Genomic DNA, 17,618 nt, shown 5'->3' with positions numbered 1-17,618 from the left:
TGTGGGTGACCGGCCGTACCGTCCGGGCCATGGACCGAGAGACCTTCTGGGAGATCGTCGACGCCGCGCGTGACCGGGCGGGCGCGGGTGCCGACGACCGCGGCGCGGAGGACGACCCGCTGCCCGACGCCCTGACCGAGATGCTCGTCGAGCGGCTCACCGCGGACGAGATGCTCGCGTTCGTCGACGTGGCGGGTGGTCTGGCGCACGACGCGTACGCGTGGCCGCTGTGGGGTGCCGCGTACCTCGTCGAGGGCGGGTGCAGCGACGACGGCTTCATGGACTTCCGCGACGGGCTCGTCCTCGCGGGCCGGGCGACGTTCGAGCGCGCGCTGTCGGACCCGGACTCCCTCGCCGACCACCCCGTGGTCGCTGCCATGGCCGACGACGGGTCCGCCTGGTTCGGGTACGAGTCGCTGGACTCGCTCGTCGGCGACGCGTGGTCGCGCGCGACGGGCGAGGACGACGACGCGTACTACGCGGCACGCGAGCGGACGGCGACCGGGCACGCGCGCAGCGAGCCCACCGGCGAGCAGTGGGACTTCGACGACGACGCTGAGAACGCGCGTCGTCTCCCGCGGCTCACGGCCCTGTTCGGGGCGTGAGCCTCGCGGGAGGGCGGGACACCGGTCGGCGCACGGTGCTTGGTACGGTCCGCGCATGGCGACCCGACACCTGCACGTCCTGCGCCACGGCGCGGCAGATCCCTCCGGCGAGCTGAGCACGGAGGGCGAGCGTCAGGCCGAGCTGGCCGGCCGCCGTCTGGCCGCGCTCCCGATCGACGCGGTCTGGCACTCGCCGCTGCCCCGCGCGGCGCGGTCGGCGGCGATCGTCGGGGCGCAGCTCCCCGGCGTCCCCGTGCGAGAAGCGGCCGAGCTCGTCGACCACGTGCCGTACCTGCCCGACCCGGTGCCTCCCGCGTGGGCCGGGTTCTTCGACGACGAGGACCGCGCGGAGGCGCCCGAGGGTGCGCGTCTCGCGGCCGCGCTGACGCGCAGGTTCGCCCGCCCCGCGGAGCAGGAGACCCACGAGGTGCTCGTCACGCACGCCTTCCAGGTCGCCTGGCTGGTGCGGCACGCGCTCGACGCGCCGCCGGGGAGCTGGCTCCGGCTCCCCTACGGCAACGCCGCCCTCACGACGATCGAGTACCGCGACGACCGCGGTCCCGCGCTCGTCCTCTACAACGACATGGGTCACCTGCCCCGCGAGCTGCGCTGGACGGGCTACGGGACCGTCGCACGGCCCTGACGGGCGACCTGTCGTCCAGGACGCCCGTCAGGGCCCGCGCGGTCAGAGCCGCCAGGCGAACAGCCCGGCCGGGTCGTAGGCCGACCGCACGGACGCGAGCCGCGCCGCCGTCTCCGGCGACCACGCCCGCGCGAGCGCCTCGTCCGTCCACGGGCCGGGCAGGAAGTTGATGTTGGTCTCCGTCGCGGCCCACGGCTGCGACCACTGCGCGAACGACGCCGCTGCCTCGACCATGTCCGGCACCCGCGGCGGGTTCACGCCGACCAGGCTGAACAGGAACCCGGCCGTCCGCCCGCCCGCGGCGGACCCGCCGTCGACGTCGCGCGCGCCGGCCGCGCCGACGTGCCGCAGCTCCGCCGCCACGAACGGCGAGCCGCTGCCGGGCCCGAGGTCCGCGAGGAACCGGTCGAGGAACGCCGCGTCCACGTCGCGCAGCCCGGCACCGAAGACCCACGACGGGCCCGCGTCCTCCGGGTCGGAGTGGATCGTCGCGACGGCGGTCGTCGGGATCTCGCCGACCGTGTCCGCGAGCACCGGTGCCAGCGCCCGCAGCGGCGCGGCCAGACGTTCGCCCTCCGCGGCGTCGCCGGGGAAGGCGAAACGGAGGGTGAGCACCGTGCGGCCGCGCAGGTGCTCGGGGACGAACGGCAGGTCCGGGAGGGCGAGGACCGCGACGGAGGTCGTGACGTCGTCGGGCGCGGTCGCGGTCCAGTCGACCCAGCCGCGCAGCACGGCCTCGACGTGCGGGGCGTCGAACGTGAGCGCCCCCGCGTACAGGGTGCGCATGGGCGCGAGCTCGACGTCGACGCGCGTCACCACACCGAGGCCGCCCTTGCCGCCGCGCAGCGCCCAGAACAGGTCCGGCTCGGAGTCCGCGCTCGCCTCGACGACCGAGCCGTCGGCCAGCACGACCCGGAACCCGCGCACCCAGTCCGTCGTGAGCCCGTGGCTGCGCGTCAGCGGGCCGAACCCGCCGCCCAGCGTGTAGCCGACCGCCCCCACGCCCGTCGAGGACCCGGTGACCGGGAGCAGGCCGTGCTCCGCGCCCGCCTCGACGACGGCTTTCCAGCGCGTGCCCGCGGCGATGCGCGCGACCCGGGTCGCCGGGTCGACCTCGACCCCGGCGAGGTCGCCCGTGCCGAGGACCAGGCCGTCCGTGATCGGGGCGGCCGCGCCGTGGCCCGTCGCGTGGGCGCGCACGCGCAGCCCGTGGTGGGTCGCGAACCGGACCGCCTCCACGACGTCGGCCTCCGTCGCGGCGAGCACCGCGAGGTCCGGGTCGTGCGTGACGAGCGTGCTGTGCGAGGCGACGGCCTCCGCGGCGGTCGGGCCGCCGTCGGGCAGGTCGCCGCGGGCGAGGACGCGGCCCGTGACGCGGTCGCGCAGCGCGGCGACGTCGGTGGGCGGGAGCGTGGTGGCAGAGGTGGTCATGGTGGTGGTCCCCTTCGTCGCGGTGTGCGCGTGTCGACGCCAGGTGCGCCTCACCCGGACGACGACGCAGGGGCACGGTGTGTGACACGTGCCCCGAGGGGTAGGGAGGGTGCCGCGTCAGGTTCGTGGCGTCCCGGCCAGCGGCAGCCAGTCGAGCGCGTCCTGGATCGTGCGGTCCCAGAACCCCCACTCGTGCGTCCCGGGCGAGAACTCCGACCGCAGCGCCACGCCGGACTCATCGGCCACGCGCTCGAACGCCCTGTTGCCGTCGACGAGGAAGTCCTCCGTCCCGCACGCGAGGAAAAGGTCCGGCAGGTCCGCCGTCCGGCCCTCGGCGGCGGCCCGGCGCAGCAGCGCGAGCAGGTCGTCGTCGGAGCCCGCGATCTCCCGGTCGCCGAACACGCGCTCGATGTCCGGCAGGCGGCGCTCCCGGTACGACTCGTCGGCGAGGTCGAGCACGCCGGACAGGCTCGCCGCCGCCGCGAACCGCTCGGGGTGCCGCAGCGCCCAGCGGAACGCCCCGTACCCGCCCATCGACAGGCCCGCGACGAACGTGTCCTCGCGGCGCGACGACACCCGGAAGAACTGGTCGACCAGGCTCGGCAGCTCCTCCGACAGGAAGGTCCAGTACCGGTGCCCGTGCACCTCGTCGGCGTAGAAGCTGCGCTCCACGCGCGGCATGACGACGGCCAGCCCGCGGTCGGCGACGTACCGCTCGATCGACGTCCGGCGCGTCCAGATCGTCTCGTCGTCGCTCATGCCGTGCAGCAGGTACAGCACCGGCGCGCCCTCGGCGCAGGCGCTCGCGGAACCGGCCATGCCGATCTGGGTCGACGTGGCCTGCGGGAGCACGACGGTCATCGTCGTGCTCACCTCGAGCACGTCGGAGTAGAAGGAGCAGCGGACGAGGGCCACGGGTCGCCTCCTGGCAGGTCGGTGCGCCGCGGGGTGCCCGACGGCGTCCTCAGTCTGCCCGCTGTGAGCCGTCCCGAGGCCCCGCCGTATCCCTCGTGTCGGGATGAGGCGAGCCTCGCGGCTCAGCCGCCGAGCGCGTCCAGCAGGCGCCGCACGGACGTCCCGAGGCCCCACCGCTCGGTGAGGTCGTCGAGCGCGTCGGGGTCCGCGGGGGCGGTCGGGAGCGCGTCGTGGACCTCCCCGACGGGGGCGTCCGGCGCCACGCGCACGACGAGCGGCGCGACCTCCAGGTAGGGGGCCGCCTCGGTGAGCCGACGGCGCTGGGTCGCCGTCAGGCCGGGGTCGCCCGCCTCGCGCGCGGCGAGCACGCCCGCGAGGTCGCCGAACCTCGCGAGCAGCGCGACCGCCGTCTTCTCCCCGATGCCGGGGACGCCGGGCAGGCCGTCGCTCGGGTCGCCGCGGAGCACCGCCATGTCGGCGTAGGCCGCGCCCGTCGGGATGCAGTACCGCTCCGCGAGGCGCGCCTGGTCGACGATGTCGAGGTTCTTCACGCCCTTGGTCGGGTAGAGGACGCGGACGCCCGCGGCGTCGTCGACGAGCTGGAACAGGTCGCGGTCGCCGGTGACGACCTCGACGGCGGCCCGTCCGGACGGGTCCGGTGCCACGCCCTCGGCCGCGCGCCGCGCGACCTCGCGCGCGGTGAGCGTGCCGATGACGTCGTCGGCCTCGTAGCCCGCCGCGCCGACGCGAGCGATCCCCAGCGCCGCGAGCACGTCGACGATGACCGGGACCTGCGCGACCAGCTTCTCCGGGACCTCCTCGACGCCCGTGGTCCCTGGGACCTTCTCCGCGACCCGGTGCGCCTTGTACGACGGGATGGCCTCGACGCGGAACGCCGGCCGCCAGTCCACGTCCCAGCACGCGACGAGGCGCGACGGTCGGCGGTCCGTCACGAGCGTCGCGATCATGTCCAGCAGGCCGCGCACGGCGTTGACCGGCGTGCCGTCCGGGGCCTTGATCGAGTCGGGTACCCCGAAGAACGCGCGGAAGTACAGGCTCGCGGTGTCGAGCAGCATGAGCTCGCCGCCCGCCGTCGCGGGGGTGGTCGAGGGGGCGCCGTCGTCCGTGCTCTGCGTCATGCCGCCATCCTGCCGCACGGCCCCGACACGGGGCCCGCCGTGGCGCCGCGCGCCCCTGCCCTCGCCGTCGGGCGACGCGCGCGGTTCACTGGTGCCGTCGACTGGTACAGGGAGGTGAGCGTCATGTCCACGACGGCACGACGAGGAGCCGGCGCGGCTCTCGCTGTCGCGGTGGTCCTGCTCCTGGGAGCCTGCGCGGCCGGGCCGAACGTCGCCGCGAGCCCCGGCGGGTACGGGTTCTGGTGGGGCCTGTGGCAGGGGATGATCCTGCCGATCACGTTCATCGTGTCCCTCTTCACCGACACGGTGAGCATCTACGAGGTCGACAACAACGGGAACTGGTACGACGTCGGGTTCATGCTCGGCATCGCGCTCTTCTCGGGACCGGTGATCGCCCTGCGCGGGCGTCGGTAGGGGGCCCGGAGCCTCAGTCCTGCGTCGGTGCCGCCATCTTCCCGGCGCGGCCCGAGACGAGGGACGACTGCGACCCACATCCACGGCCGCCGCACGACCGGCTGCGGGCCGAACCGCCCGTCAGCCGCCGGTGGTGGCGGTGAGCGCGGATGAGAGCCGGGCGAGCGCGCCCGGGACGAGCGAGTAGTACGCCCAGCGGCCGCGCTGCTCGCGGGTGAGCAGACCCGCGTCGACCAGGATCTTCAGGTGGTGGCTCACGGTCGGCTGGGAGAGGCCGACCGGCTCCGTGAGGTCGCACACGCACGCCTCGCTGCCGTCCTGCGCGGCGACGATCGCGAGGAGCTGGACCCGGGTGGGGTCCGCGAGGGCCTTGAAGGTGCGGGCGAGCTCGCGCGCGGTCTCGGGGTCGACGGCCTGCGTGACGGGTCCGCAGCAGCCGGCGCCGTCGCCGACCGGCGCGAGGGTCGGTTCGGTCGTCGTCATGCCCACCATCGTCGCACAGATTGACAACCTTCGATACGTCCTCCACGATGCTCATATCGACAACCTTCAATGCGAGGAGTGGTGATGGTCGAGGTGGTGCGGGACGAGCTCCCGGTCGTGGTGATCGGCGCGGGTCCGGTGGGTCTGGCAGCGGCGGCGCACCTGCTGGAGCGGGGGCTCGAGCCCGTGGTGCTCGAGGCGGGCAATGGGCCTGGAACGGCCGTGGCGTCGTGGGGACACGTGCGGCTGTTCTCCCCGTGGCGGTACGACGTCGACCCGGCAGCTCGCCGGCTCCTCGAGCCGACGGGATGGGCCGAGCCGGAGCCTGACGCCCTGCCGACGGGCGCAGAGCTCGTCCAGCGGTACCTGGCGCCGCTGGCCGCGACGCCCGAGATCGCGGCGCGCCTGCGCACCGGGACGCGGGTGCTGGCGGTGGCCCGCGACGGGGCGGACAAGACACGCTCGCTCGGACGGGACCGCCGCGCCTACCGCGTGCGGACGGTCGGCGCCGACGGCGCGGTGCGCGACGTGCTGGGCCGCGCCGTGGTCGACGCGTCGGGCACGTTCTCGACGTCGAACCCGCTGGGGGCCTCGGGCCTGCCCGCCGTGGGCGAGGCGGAGTCGGCGGTGTTCGTGACCGGTCCGCTGCCGGACGTGCTCGGCGCCCAGCGCGACCGGTTCGCCGGTCGCGACACGCTCGTCGTCGGGATGGGTCACTCCGCGGCGAACACGCTCCTGAGCCTCGTCGAGCTCTCCGAGTCCGAGCCGGGCACCACGATCACCTGGGCGATCCGCGGCGGGTCCGCGCGACGCCTGTTCGGTGGCGGCTCCGACGACGAGCTCCCGGCACGCGGGCTGCTGGGCACGCGCCTGCGCGCCGCCGTGGAGGCGGGGCGCCTGACGCTGCTCACGCGCGTCTCGATCGAACGGCTCGTGCCCGGCGCCGGGACCGTCCAGGTGCTGGGGATCGCGCGGGACGGTGCCCTGAACCTCGAGGTGCACCAGATCGTCGACGCGACCGGGTTCCGTCCCGACCTGGACATGCTGCGCGAGGTGCGCCTCGACCTGGACCCGGTCGTGGAGGCGCCCCGGGCGCTGGCCCCGCTCATCGACCCGAACCAGCACTCCTGCGGCACCGTGCCCCCGCACGGGGAGCAGGTGCTCGCCCACCCGGACGACGGGTTCTACCTCGCCGGCATGAAGTCCTACGGGCGCGCGCCGACCTTCCTGCTCGCCACGGGCTACGAGCAGGTCCGTTCGATCGCCGCGGCACTGGCCGGGGACAGGGCCGCGGCGGACGCGGTCGAGCTGAACCTGCCCGCGACCGGGGTCTGCTCGACCGACTTGGCCCTGGAGGCCGACGGCGCGAGCGCGGCCGGGTCGTGCTGCGGCACCGCCCCGGCCGAGCCGCAGCTGGTCACTCTCGGGGTCGGGGCGCCGCCCGGGGTCGGGTTCGCGACCGGCGTCCTGCACGGCCGCTCGGGCGACGCGGACCACGCCTGAGCGCCCGGCCGCGCGTCGGTCCCGGGTGGGACCGCCGCGCGGCCGGTCCCTCAGCCGCGCGGGAGGGCGACCGGGGCGACGTCGAGCTCGTCCAGGAGGGTGAGCACGCGGGCGCGGATCTCGTCGCGGATGGGGCGCACGGCATCGATGCCCTGGCCGGCCGGGTCCTCCAGCGCCCAGTCCTCGTACCGCTTGCCGGGGAAGATCGGGCAGGCGTCGCCGCAGCCCATGGTGATGACGACGTCGGACGCCTGGACCGCCTCGGTCGTGAGGACCTTGGGCTGCTCGGCGCGGAGGTCGATGCCCTCCTCGAGCATGGCCTCGACGGCGACGGGGTTGATCTGGTCCGCCGGGGCCGAGCCGGCGGAGCGGACCTCGACGGCCCCGCCGGACAGGGCGCGCAGGTAGCCGGCGGCCATCTGCGACCGGCCGGCGTTGTGGACGCAGACGAACAGGGCGGACGGCTTCGTGGTGGCGTTCTCGGTCACGGTGGTCTCCAGGGCGGTGGGGTCAGGCGATGGTCAGGGTCAGGTCGGGCAGCAGGTCGGCCAGCAGGCGTCGTACCCGCTGGTCGAGGTCGTCGCGGATCGCGGCGACGCCCGCGGGGGACGCCAGGGCGGGGTCGCCGACGAGCCAGTCCTCGTACCGCGTGCCGGGCAGGACGGGGCACACGTCGCCGCATCCCATCGTGATCACGACGTCGGCCGCGCGGACGGCGTCGTCGGTCAACGGCTTGGGGAACGCGTCGTCCGCGGTGATGCCGAGCGCGGTCAGGCTCTCGCGCACGCCGTCGTGGATGTCGGCCGCAGGCGCGGACCCCGCGGAGCGGACGACGACCCGGTCGCCGGCGTAGTGGCGCAGCAGGGCAGCGGCGAGCTGGGAGCGCCCGGCGTTGGCGACGCAGACGAACAGGACGTGCGGCCGCGCGTCGTCGGCGCGGGTCAGGTCGCTCAGCCGCTGCCGGGCGAACCTTTCCGTGAGGGGCACCAGATGGGCCGAGACCTTCGACGAGCGGGCCAGGTCGGTGTACGACTCGCGGACCACGCGCTGCACGACGTCGAACCGGACGTCGGGGAAGGCGCCGGCCAGGTCGTCGGCCAGGTGGTCGAGGGCGGCGTCGACGTCGTCGAGGCCCGTGAGGGCGGTCGCGGCGCGCGTCGCCCCGAGCGCCGCCGGGGCGAAGGAGTCCAGCAGCGTCGTGACGGCCGCCCGGTACCCGGGTGCGATGCGGTACCAGACCCAGGTGCCGCGCCGCTCGGAGGTGAGCACCCCCACGTCGCGCAGCACCTTGAGGTGGTGCGACACGGTCGGCTGCGAGACGTCCGTGAGCGCGGCGAGGTCGCACACGCACGCCTCGCCGGCCGCGGAGGTCGCGACGAAGGAGAGCATGCGCAGCCGCAGCGGCTCGGCGAGGGCCTTGAGCGTCGTGGCGACTGCGCCGGCGACCTCGGTCCCGATCGCGTGCGCCTCGACCTGCGGCGTGCAGTCGGCGTCCGTGACGGTCATCGGCAGGGGAGCGGTGGTCATGACCTCACCTCGTCCAGCTCGGGTGCTCGGGTCGTGGGGGCGTAGGGGAGCTGGGGGCGACGGCGAACCAGCGGCGCGCGACCCACAGCGAGACGTAGACGAGGCCCACCAGGACGGGGACCTCGATGAGCGGGCCGACGACGCCGGCCAGGGCCTGGCCGGAGGTGGCGCCGAACGTGGCGATGGCGACGGCGATCGCGAGCTCGAAGTTGTTGCCCGCCGCGGTGAACGCCAGCGTCGTGGTGCGGGCATACCCCAGGCCCAGGGCCTTGCCGGTCACGACCCCGATGCCCCACATGGCGGCGAAGTAGACCAGCAGCGGCAGGGCGATGCGTACGACGTCGAGCGGGTGGGAGGTCACGGCCTCGCCCTGCAGGGCGAACAGCAGCACGATCGTGAAGAGCAGCCCGTACAGCGCCCACGGACCGACGGCGGGCAGGAACCGGTCCTCGTACCAGGCCCGGCCCTGGACGCGTTCTCCGGCCAGCCGCGAGGCGAACCCGGCGGCCAGCGGGACGCCGAGGAAGACGAGCACGTTGAGCGCGATCTGCCCGACCGACACGTCCAGGCCCTGGGTGTCCAGTCCCAGCCACCCGGGCAGCACCGTGAGGTAGAAGTAGCCGAGCAGCGAGAACGCGACGACCTGGAACACGGAGTTGATCGCGACCAGCACCGCCGCCGCCTCCCGGTCCCCGCACGCGAGGTCGTTCCAGATCACGACCATGGCGATGCACCGGGCCAGGCCCACGACGATCAGCCCGGTACGGTACTCGGGCAGGTCCGGGAGGAAGACCCACGCCAGCGCGAACATCAGCGCGGGCCCGACCAGCCAGTTCAGCACCAGCGAGGACGCCAGGAGCCGCTTGTCGCCGGTGACCGCAGCGACGCGGTCGTAGCGGACCTTGGCCAGCACCGGGTACATCATCACGAGCAGCCCGAGCGCGATCGGGACGGAGATCCCGCCGACCTCCAGCGCGGCGAGCACGTCGGCCAGAGCAGGGACGAACCGGCCCAGGGTCAGCCCGGCAACCATCGCCAGCCCGATCCACAGCGGCAGCCACCGGTCCAGCGTGGACAACCGGCCGCGCGTGGGTGCCGTGGGATCGCTCGCGCGAGGTTCTTGCATTGACATTTGTCTATATTGACACCAGCCAATATAGGCGCGCAAGTCCCGGGTCGGGTGTCGCGGAACGACGGCAGGGATCACGCGGATCACGTGATGGCGCCGGGTGCGCACGCCGGTTCTGATGGGTTGGTGACGGATGCCGACGGTCGGCACAGGGAGGACAGCATGGGTATCGACGTCCGGCCCGGGTACAACACCGCGGTCCCGGCCCAGATCACCACGCCGGACCGGGTGGCGACGAGCATCGGCGAGCTGCGGTTCGTCGACGGCGTCCCCACGCCCGAGACGGCGTCGCGGGTCTTCGACCACCTCGACCTGGTGCGGGGCGTCGAGGCGTTCCTCGGCTGCATCCCGGCCGCGTCGTTGGAGGCGATCCGGCGGGGGATGGCCGAGGTCGCGGGGGAGGCGTGCCACCAGGGCGCGATCGCCGACCGCCTGCTGGACTCCGACCCGCTGTTCCTCACGGGCAACACCGACACGGTGTACGCGATCGTCATGCTCGACGTCGAGCGCGACGGCCCGACGGTCGTCGAGGTGCCGCCGGGGTGCGGTCCCGGCACGGTCGACGACGCGTGGTTCCGGTTCGTGGTGGACCTCGGCGCTCCCGGCCCGGACCGGGGCGCCGGCGGCACGTACCTGGTCGTCCCGCCGGGCTACGACGGCGAGCGGCCCGAGGGCTGGTTCGTCGCCGAGACGCCGAGCGCGGTGAACCTCGTCATCCTGCGCGGCTTCCTCGTCGACGGGCGGCCCGACGCCGCGGTGCGGCTGTTCGAGACGGGCGTCAGGGTCTACCCCCTGTCGCGGCGGGACGACCCGCCGGCGATGGAGTGGGCGTCGCTGTCGGGCGTCACGGTGAACACGGTCCACGCGAACGACTTCTCGTTCTACGAGGAGGTCGCCCACGTGGTGGCCAAGGAGCCGATCGGGGTCGTCGACCCGGAGACGCGAGGCCTGCTCGCCTCGATCGGCATCACCAAGGACGCGCCGTTCGCCCCGGACGACCGGATGCGCCGCATCCTCACCGACGCGGCCGCGGTGGGGAACGCCACGGCGCGCGCCATGGCGTTCCGGTCCCGCGAGCCCGCGTTCTTCCTCTACGAGGACCGCCGGTGGCTGAGCCCCTTCCCCGGCGGCGACTACCGGTTCCTGCGCGACGGCGGCGCGGGCGGCCGCTATCTCGACGCCCGCACCACGTTCTTCTACCTCGCGACGGTGAACACGCCCGCGATGGCGCTGAAGATGGTCGGCAAGGGGTCGCAGTACGCGCTGGCCACCGTGGACGTGGACGACGCACCCCTCGACGGAGGGAAGACCTACCGCCTCCGGCTCCCGGCCGACGCGCCCGCCGCGGACTTCTGGTCGGTCGTGGTGTACGACCCCCAGACCCGCTCGGAGCTCCAGACGGGCCAGCCGCTGCCGAGCCGGAACTCCAAGCGCGACGACCTCGTCCCCAACGACGACGGCTCGGTGGACATCGTCTTCGGTCCCGAGGAGCCGCGCGAGCTCGCCGCGAACTGGGTCCAGACCGTGCCGGGCAAGGGCTGGTTCGTCCTCCTGCGCCTCTACGGCCCGCTCGAGAGCTGGTTCGACGGCACCTGGCGCCCCGGCGACGTCGAACCGCTCTGAGCGGTCTCGGACGCCGAGGTGTCGGGCCGCGCACTGCTGGCCCGCTCGGGTGGGAGGACCCCGTGCTCGAGCTCGACGTCAACGAGCAGAACCCGTCCGCGCTCGGCTTCTACCGCGCGCAGGGGTTCGTGGTCACCGGGCGGTCCGCGACCGACGACCAGGGTCGCCCGTACCCGCTGCTCGTTCACCGTCCTCAACTTCCCGGTCGACGACGTCCCCGGCACCGTCGCGGCCCTGCGCGAGCGCGGCGTCGCGTTCGAGAAGTACGCGGGGACGCCGGTCGAGACCGACGGCGACTTCGTCTTCCGCGGCGGCGGCCCGCTCATCGTGTGGTTCACCGACCCCGCCGGCAACGTGCTGTCGGTCATCCAGGACGACGACGCCTGAGGCTGCCGGCCCGCGGAACCACGGCCTTCCGGCGCGCGACCTCGCCTCTACCTCGGGGGGACCACGCCTCTCCTTCGCGGGACCAGGGCTCTACCTCGCGGTGCCGAGGCCCTCCTCGCGGGCCCGGACGATCGCGGCGGAGCGGTCGCGGACCGCGAGCTTGGCGAGCACGTTCGCGACGTGGTTGCGCACGGTCTTGGGGCTGAGCACGAGGCGGCGGGAGATGGAGGCGTTGTCGAGCCCCGCGGCGACCAGGTCGAGCACCTCGCGCTCGCGGTCCGTGAGCTGCGGGAACGGCACGCGCGCCGCCGCACGCCCGCCGACGACGTACGCCATCGCCCGGTCGGCGACGGACGGGGAGAGGATCATCGCGCCGTCCGCCACCGCGTGGACGGCGCGCTCGACCTCGGCGGGGCTCGCGGACTTCACGAGGAACCCGCGCGCCCCGGCGCGGACGGCCGCGACGACGGCGTCGTCGTCCTCGTGCATCGTCACGACGAGCACGCGCGCGGCCGGGTGCGCCCGCACGAGGTCGCGCGTCACGTCGACGCCCGAGCCGTCCCCGAGGTCGAGGTCCATGAGCACGACGTCGGCGCTCGCCCCCGTCCCGGGCGGGTCCTCGCCCGGGTCCAGACCGAGGAGCGTGCGCGCCTCGGCGGCGGACGCCGCCTGCCCGACGACGCGCACGCCGTCGAACGAGTCGAGCAGCGCCGCCATCCCGAGGCGGAACACGGGGTGGTCGTCCACGACCGCGACCCGGATCACGACGCGCCCTCGCGCGCGAGCGCCCCGGCCGGGACGAGCGGGAGGGTGGCGCGCACGCGCGTGCCCGGGCGTTCGCCGTCGGGCCGCACGGCGGTGACGTCCAGGTGCCCGCCGAGCTCGTCCGTGCGCTCGCGCAGCGACCGCGAGCCGACGCCGCGGGGCGCGTCGACCGCGATCCCGCGCCCGTCGTCCTCGCACGTGACGAGGAGGCAGCGGTCGCCGAGCCGGACGGTCAGCCGGCACTCGTCGGCCCCGGAGTGCCGCGCGGCGTTGACGATGCTCTCGCTCGCGATCGCGTAGGCGGCCGCGGCGACCCGCGGGTCGAGGCCGTCGCACGGGTCGCACCGCACGTCCACGACGAACCCCGCGAGCGCGTGGCGCCCCGCGAGCTCACCGAGCGCGACCTCCAGCCCGTGCTCGTCGAGCGACGGCGGCAGGAGGCTGCGCGAGAGCGCGCGCACGTCCTCGACGCGCTGGGCCACCTCGGCGCCGAGGGCGTCCAGCACCGCGGCGGCCGCGGCCGGGTCCGTCGCGAGCGTGTTCCGCGCGCCCTGCAGCCCCAGGCGCAGGCCCACGAGCCACGGCCCGACGCCGTCGTGCAGCTCCCGGCGGATGACCCGCCGCTCCGCGAGGCGGGCGCGCGTCGTCGCGTCGCGCGCCTCCTCGAGCTCGCGCGCGCCCTGGGCGAGTGCGAGGCCCGCACCGAGCACGGGCAGGAGCTGGTCCAGAGCGTCGCGCGTCCGGGCGTCGAGCCGCTCGCCGGCCCGCGCGACGACGTGGACCCGGCCGAGCACGCGACCGCCGTGCAGGACGGGCAGCGAGGCCGTCTGCCCGGTCGGGCGCGACGTCGGCCCGGCCCAGGCGGTGGCGGGCGGGTCCTCGGGGGTGCCGGGCGCCGTCGGGCGGTCCGGGGTGCGCTCGATCGTGACGCTCTCCAGGCGCAGCGCCTCCCGCACGCCGACGGCGAGGCTCACGACGAGGTCGTCGGCCGTGGACGCGGACGACAGGTGGCGGCCGACGCTCAGCGCGGCGCGGCCCGGGTCGTTGGCCTCGCCGTAGACGAGCGTGCGGACCCGGCGCCGCAGCCACGTGTGCAGGGGCTGCACGGCGAGCGCCACCCCGACCGCCGCGACGACCTGCGCGGCGGGGCCCTCGACGACCGCCGTCGCGAGCACGACGACGACCGCGTAGACGACGGCGAGGCCCACCGCGAGCATCGCCGCGACGGTCGCGCGCGAGAGCACGAGGTCGATGCCCCACAGCCGGTTGCGCAGCACGCACACGAGGATCGCGGCGGGGAACAGCGCCTGGCACGCGAGGTGCGTCAGGGGGAGCGCGAGGATCACGTCGGCGCTGGCCCACGTGCCGAGCAGCGGGAGGAACGACAGCGCCATGAGCCCGGTCCCCAGGGCGAGCAGCCCCAGGCCGCGGCGTTCCTCGACCGGTCCGTGGCGCCAGCGCCACGCGGTGGCGGCGGCGGTGACCAGACCCATGACGACGACGCCCACGATCGCCGGGCGCGGGTCGTCCGTGGGGGCGAGGAAGAAGAAGGCGATGGACGCGACGCCGCCGGCGACGCCGCACCACGCGCCCGCGCCGAGCCGGCCGCCGCGCACGAACCACGGGACGAGGACGAACAGCCCGACCGTCCCGGGGACCCACGCCCACCCGTACGCGTCGGCGAGCGGCGTCAGCGGCGGGAGGCCGGGGTGGGTCGAGGCGTAGCTGCGCCACGCGCCGCCCAGGGCAGCCACCCCGCCGCCGATCCCCGCGAGCGCGACGAGCCATCCCACGACGTGCGGCCGGCGCACGAGGATCACCGCGGCGACGGTCCCGTAGACGAGGGCGACGGTCGCGTCGACGACGACGAACAGCAGGTCGCCCAGCAGCAGCGGCACCCCGGACGTGAGCTGGAGCGCGAGCGCGGACACGCCGAGCACCCAGGCGAGGACGCCGATCGTCCAGCCCGTGCGGGGCATCCCGGCGCGGCCGGGCCCGGGGTCGGCCACGGGCCCACGGTAGGGCCGGGGGACGCGCGGCGAGAAGGGCCCGGGCGGGAGATCACCCGGCCGCGGACGGCGGCGAGATCGGCGGTCCGAGCCCAGGTCGGCGGTCCGGACCGCCGACCTCGACCGGACGTGCCGATCTCGCCCCGTGCTGCCGAGCTCGCGCGTCGCGCTCAGCGCCGGTCCCCGAGCGCGAAGCCGAACGCGGTGACGAGGAGCCAGATCGGCCCGACGAAGCCCGCCATGTACTGCAGCGGCGACAGGCCCGCGAGGAGCGCGATCCCGCCCAGCACGAACCCGACGACGCCGATCCAGCGCGGCGCGGCCGCGTGCCGCAGCGCGGCGATGCCGAGCGCGACGCCCGCGACCCCGGCGCCGACCCACAGCCACGGGATCGTCGCGACCCAGTCGCTGTAGAACGCGCCCGACTCGGGGACGATGAGCGCGGTGTCGCCGAGGCCGAAGAGGAACTGCGTGTCCAGGCCCGAGCCGAGCAGGCCCGCGACCGAGACGAGCACGAGGCCCCAGCCCGCGACGGTCGGCAGGAGCGACCCGGCCGGCGCCTGCGCGTCGAGGCGGCGCTTGAGGCCGGCCGCGAACACGAGCACGAGGAGCGCGCACGCGATCGTCGCGGTGTGGAAGAGGATCTGGGTCCCGGTGCGACCTGCGAGGTCGGCGACGATCGCGTCGGCGTCACCGGCGGTCTCCTCCCAGTTCACGCCGAGCGCCATCGAGGACTGGATCGAGACGAGGCCCAGGACCCCGGCGACGACGCCGGTCCAGGCCCACGCGCGGGGTGTCGTGCCGCGCGAGCGGCGGGTCGGGTCGCCGGCGAGCGGCGACGGGGCGGTGAGCGAGCTGTCCTGCATGGGACGACCTCCGTTCGGGCCGCCCATCCCGCGGCCGGGGCCCGCCACGTGCCGCGACGGTCCCCGCAGCGTCGGCCGGGCGGCGTCCCGGGCCCCAGGGGCAGGCGTCCCGACGTGCCGGGCGATGCGGACCGGCACTCCGGATGCGGTCCTGCGGTGCCGCTGACATGCTCCGAACCATGTCGACTCCGAAGCCAGCGACGCCTGCGATAGTCGCGCAGAACTCCGCCCTCCTCCAGTCCCTCCCCTTCTCGGACACGCAGGACTTCGACGACGCACGCCGGGGCCTGCTCGGCACGCGCGAACCCAACGCGATCAGGAACGCGGAGGGCACGGTCGTCTGGGACAACGACACGTACGCGTTCCTCCAGGGCGACGCGCCGGACACGGCGAACCCGAGCCTGTGGCGCCAGTCGACGCTGAACGCGATCCAAGGACTCTTCGAGGTGGTACCGGGCATCTACCAGGTGCGGGGGTTCGACCTGTCGAACGTCACGTTCATCGAGGGGGAGACGGGCGTCCTGGTCCTCGACCCGCTCGTCACCGAGGAGACCGCGGCGGCCGCTCTGGAGCTCTACCGCGAGCACCGCGGGGACCGCCCGGTCACCGGGGTGCTGTACACGCACCCGCACGTGGACCACTTCGGCGGGGTCCGCGGCGTCACGACGCAGGAGGACGTCGACGCCGGCCGTGTCCCGATCATCGCGCCGGCGGAGTTCACGGAGCACGCGGCCTCGGAGAACGTGTACGCGGGCACCGCGATGGCGCGACGGTCGGCGTACATGTTCGGTGCCGCGCTCGCGCGCGGGCCGCAGGGCGCGCTCGGCACCGGCCTCGCGCAGACCGTCGCGACCGGGAACATCACGCTCATCGCCCCGACGCTGGACATCACGACGACCGGGCAGGAGGAGGTCGTCGACGGCGTCCGGATGGTCTTCCAGATGGCGCCGGGCACCGAGGCGCCGGCGGAGTTCCTCGTGTGGTTCCCGGACCACAAGGCGCTGTGCGCGGCCGAGGACGCGACGCACACGCTGCACAACCTGCTCACGCTGCGCGGCGCCCTCGTGCGCGACCCGCACGCGTGGGCCGGGTACCTCACCGAGGCGATCGACCTGTTCGGCGACGAGGTCGAGGTCGTCTTCGCGTCCCACCACTGGCCCACGTGGGGCAACGAGCGGGTCGTGCGGTTCCTCTCGGAACAGCGGGACCTGTACGCGTACCTGCACGACCAGGCGCTGCGGCTCATCAACAAGGGCTGGACGGGGACCGAGATCGCCGAGGAGCTCAAGCTCCCGCCGGCGCTGGAGAACGCGTGGCACGCGCGCGGGTACTACGGGTCCGTGAGCCACGACCTGAAGGCGATCTACCAGCGCTACATGGGCTGGTACGACGGGAACCCCGCGCACCTGTGGCAGCACCCGCCGGTCGAGCAGGGCAAGCGGTACGTCGCCCTCGCCGGCGGTGCCGACAACATCGTCGACAACGCCCGCACCGCGTTCGACGACGGGGACTACCGCTGGGCGGCCGAGGTCCTCAGCCATGTCGTGTTCGCCCAGCCCGACCACGCCGCGGCCCGCGAGCTGCTCGCCGACACGTTCGAGCAGCTCGGCTACGGTGCGGAGAACGGGGTGTGGCGCAACATCTACCTCTCGGGCGCGACCGAGCTGCGCGAAGGCTCCTTCGGCACGCCGACCGTCTCCGCGTCGGCCGACGTCATCTCGGCGCTCACCCCGGAGATGCTGTTCGACGCGATCGCGATCCAGGTCGACGGGCCGCGTGCGTGGGACGAGAAGCTGTCGCTCGACGTCGTGCTGACCGACACCGGCGCCCGCTACCGGTTGCGCCTGTCCAACGGCGCGCTCACGTACTCCGCCGCGCCCCAGCAGGGTGACGCCGACGCGACGCTCACGGCCACGAGCCGCGCGCTCCCTGCGCTGGCGACGGGGGCAGCCACCCCGGAGGCGCTCGCTGCGGCGGGCATCGAGGTGTCCGGGGACGCGGGCGTGCTCGCGCGGCTCACCGCCGTTCTCGACCTCGGCGACCCGGACTTCGCCATCGTCACCCCCTGACCTCGCCGTCCGACGCCCGCGCCGCAGCCCGAGGGCTGTGGCGCGGGCGTCGTCGTCCCCGGACCGGGACGGCTGTCCCTTTCGCCGCGACGAAGCGGAGCCGCTGTGTC

General features: G+C 74.8%; 17 protein-coding genes. 7 read left to right on the top strand and 10 right to left on the bottom strand.

The features are described from left to right. The first annotated feature begins 29 nt into the window (after positions 1 to 29). Positions 30 to 605, top strand: a complete 576-nt coding sequence (locus tag ACFC2L_RS16715) for a DUF4240 domain-containing protein (RefSeq protein WP_375825453.1) — start codon at positions 30 to 32, stop codon at positions 603 to 605. A 55-nt stretch (positions 606 to 660) separates the two neighbouring features. Next, the gene (locus ACFC2L_RS16710; protein ID WP_375825452.1) at positions 661 to 1,248 is read left to right on the top strand and encodes a histidine phosphatase family protein; all 588 of its coding nucleotides are present in this window, start codon (positions 661 to 663) and stop codon (positions 1,246 to 1,248) included. A 42-nt stretch (positions 1,249 to 1,290) separates the two neighbouring features. On the opposite strand, the gene ACFC2L_RS16705 is transcribed toward ACFC2L_RS16710, so the two are convergent. The 3 genes from ACFC2L_RS16705 to ACFC2L_RS16695 all read right to left on the bottom strand — a co-directional run bounded on the left by ACFC2L_RS16705 (position 1,291) and on the right by ACFC2L_RS16695 (position 4,733). Then, a complete protein-coding gene (locus ACFC2L_RS16705; RefSeq protein WP_375825451.1) occupies positions 1,291 to 2,679 on the bottom strand; it encodes an FAD-binding oxidoreductase in 1,389 nt (462 codons plus the stop codon). Between the two features lie 117 nt (positions 2,680 to 2,796). Beyond that, a complete protein-coding gene (locus ACFC2L_RS16700) occupies positions 2,797 to 3,594 on the bottom strand; it encodes an alpha/beta hydrolase (protein WP_375825450.1) in 798 nt (265 codons plus the stop codon). Positions 3,595 to 3,716: 122 nt separating this feature from the next. Beyond that, entirely contained in the window at positions 3,717 to 4,733 is a 1,017-nt protein-coding gene (locus tag ACFC2L_RS16695; protein WP_375825449.1) for a 5'-3' exonuclease H3TH domain-containing protein, read from the bottom strand. A 123-nt stretch (positions 4,734 to 4,856) separates the two neighbouring features. On the opposite strand from ACFC2L_RS16695, the gene ACFC2L_RS16690 reads away from it, so the two are divergent. Then, the gene (locus ACFC2L_RS16690) at positions 4,857 to 5,147 is read left to right on the top strand and encodes a hypothetical protein (RefSeq protein ID WP_375825448.1); all 291 of its coding nucleotides are present in this window, start codon (positions 4,857 to 4,859) and stop codon (positions 5,145 to 5,147) included. Between the two features lie 120 nt (positions 5,148 to 5,267). On the opposite strand, the gene ACFC2L_RS16685 is transcribed toward ACFC2L_RS16690, so the two are convergent. Beyond that, a complete protein-coding gene (locus ACFC2L_RS16685) occupies positions 5,268 to 5,630 on the bottom strand; it encodes an ArsR/SmtB family transcription factor (RefSeq protein WP_375825447.1) in 363 nt (120 codons plus the stop codon). Between the two features lie 84 nt (positions 5,631 to 5,714). On the opposite strand from ACFC2L_RS16685, the gene ACFC2L_RS16680 reads away from it, so the two are divergent. Beyond that, positions 5,715 to 7,133 carry an FAD-dependent oxidoreductase gene (locus ACFC2L_RS16680; protein WP_375825446.1) on the top strand — a complete coding sequence of 473 codons (1,419 nt, stop codon included), beginning with the start codon at positions 5,715 to 5,717 and terminating at the stop codon, positions 7,131 to 7,133. A 50-nt stretch (positions 7,134 to 7,183) separates the two neighbouring features. Here ACFC2L_RS16680 and ACFC2L_RS16675 read toward each other — a convergent pair whose 3' ends face one another. Genes ACFC2L_RS16675 through arsB form a run of 3 tightly spaced genes read right to left on the bottom strand, consistent with a single transcriptional unit; the run spans position 7,184 to position 9,786 of the window. Next, the gene (locus ACFC2L_RS16675; RefSeq protein ID WP_375825445.1) at positions 7,184 to 7,621 is read right to left on the bottom strand and encodes an arsenate reductase ArsC; all 438 of its coding nucleotides are present in this window, start codon (positions 7,619 to 7,621) and stop codon (positions 7,184 to 7,186) included. A gap of 22 nt (positions 7,622 to 7,643) precedes the next feature. Next, positions 7,644 to 8,660, bottom strand: a complete 1,017-nt coding sequence (locus ACFC2L_RS16670; protein ID WP_375825444.1) for a metalloregulator ArsR/SmtB family transcription factor — start codon at positions 8,658 to 8,660, stop codon at positions 7,644 to 7,646. Positions 8,661 to 8,664: 4 nt separating this feature from the next. Next, positions 8,665 to 9,786 (bottom strand): ACR3 family arsenite efflux transporter, encoded by a 1,122-nt coding sequence (arsB, locus tag ACFC2L_RS16665; RefSeq protein WP_375825443.1) that lies wholly within the window; start codon positions 9,784 to 9,786, stop codon positions 8,665 to 8,667. A gap of 165 nt (positions 9,787 to 9,951) precedes the next feature. Here arsB and ACFC2L_RS16660 point away from each other — a divergent pair, with 165 nt between their 5' ends. Together ACFC2L_RS16660 and ACFC2L_RS16655 are read left to right on the top strand one after the other, a co-directional pair. Further along, positions 9,952 to 11,412 carry a DUF1254 domain-containing protein gene (locus tag ACFC2L_RS16660; protein WP_375825441.1) on the top strand — a complete coding sequence of 487 codons (1,461 nt, stop codon included), beginning with the start codon at positions 9,952 to 9,954 and terminating at the stop codon, positions 11,410 to 11,412. 18 nt (positions 11,413 to 11,430) lie between these two features. Continuing rightward, complete coding sequence (locus ACFC2L_RS16655) at positions 11,431 to 11,799, top strand: VOC family protein (protein ID WP_375825440.1); 369 nt, start codon at positions 11,431 to 11,433, stop codon at positions 11,797 to 11,799. A gap of 90 nt (positions 11,800 to 11,889) precedes the next feature. On the opposite strand, the gene ACFC2L_RS16650 is transcribed toward ACFC2L_RS16655, so the two are convergent. The 3 genes from ACFC2L_RS16650 to ACFC2L_RS16640 form a co-directional block, all read right to left on the bottom strand. Next, entirely contained in the window at positions 11,890 to 12,564 is a 675-nt protein-coding gene (locus ACFC2L_RS16650) for a response regulator transcription factor (protein WP_375825439.1), read from the bottom strand. Continuing rightward, positions 12,561 to 14,573 carry a sensor histidine kinase gene (locus tag ACFC2L_RS16645; protein ID WP_375825438.1) on the bottom strand — a complete coding sequence of 671 codons (2,013 nt, stop codon included), beginning with the start codon at positions 14,571 to 14,573 and terminating at the stop codon, positions 12,561 to 12,563. The genes ACFC2L_RS16650 and ACFC2L_RS16645 overlap by 4 nt, the downstream gene beginning before the upstream one ends. 170 nt (positions 14,574 to 14,743) lie before the next feature. Continuing rightward, positions 14,744 to 15,439 (bottom strand): hypothetical protein, encoded by a 696-nt coding sequence (locus ACFC2L_RS16640; RefSeq protein WP_375825437.1) that lies wholly within the window; start codon positions 15,437 to 15,439, stop codon positions 14,744 to 14,746. 179 nt (positions 15,440 to 15,618) lie between these two features. Between ACFC2L_RS16640 and ACFC2L_RS16635 the strand changes: the two genes are divergently transcribed. Further along, the gene (locus ACFC2L_RS16635; protein ID WP_375825436.1) at positions 15,619 to 17,508 is read left to right on the top strand and encodes an alkyl/aryl-sulfatase; all 1,890 of its coding nucleotides are present in this window, start codon (positions 15,619 to 15,621) and stop codon (positions 17,506 to 17,508) included. The last annotated feature ends 110 nt before the right edge of the window (positions 17,509 to 17,618 follow it).

The organism is Cellulosimicrobium sp. NPDC055967, from assembly GCF_042269845.1.
GTDB lineage: Bacteria > Actinomycetota > Actinomycetes > Actinomycetales > Cellulomonadaceae > Cellulosimicrobium.
Note: the sequence above shows the minus strand (reverse complement) of the source record. Positions and strands in the feature narration are given on the sequence as shown.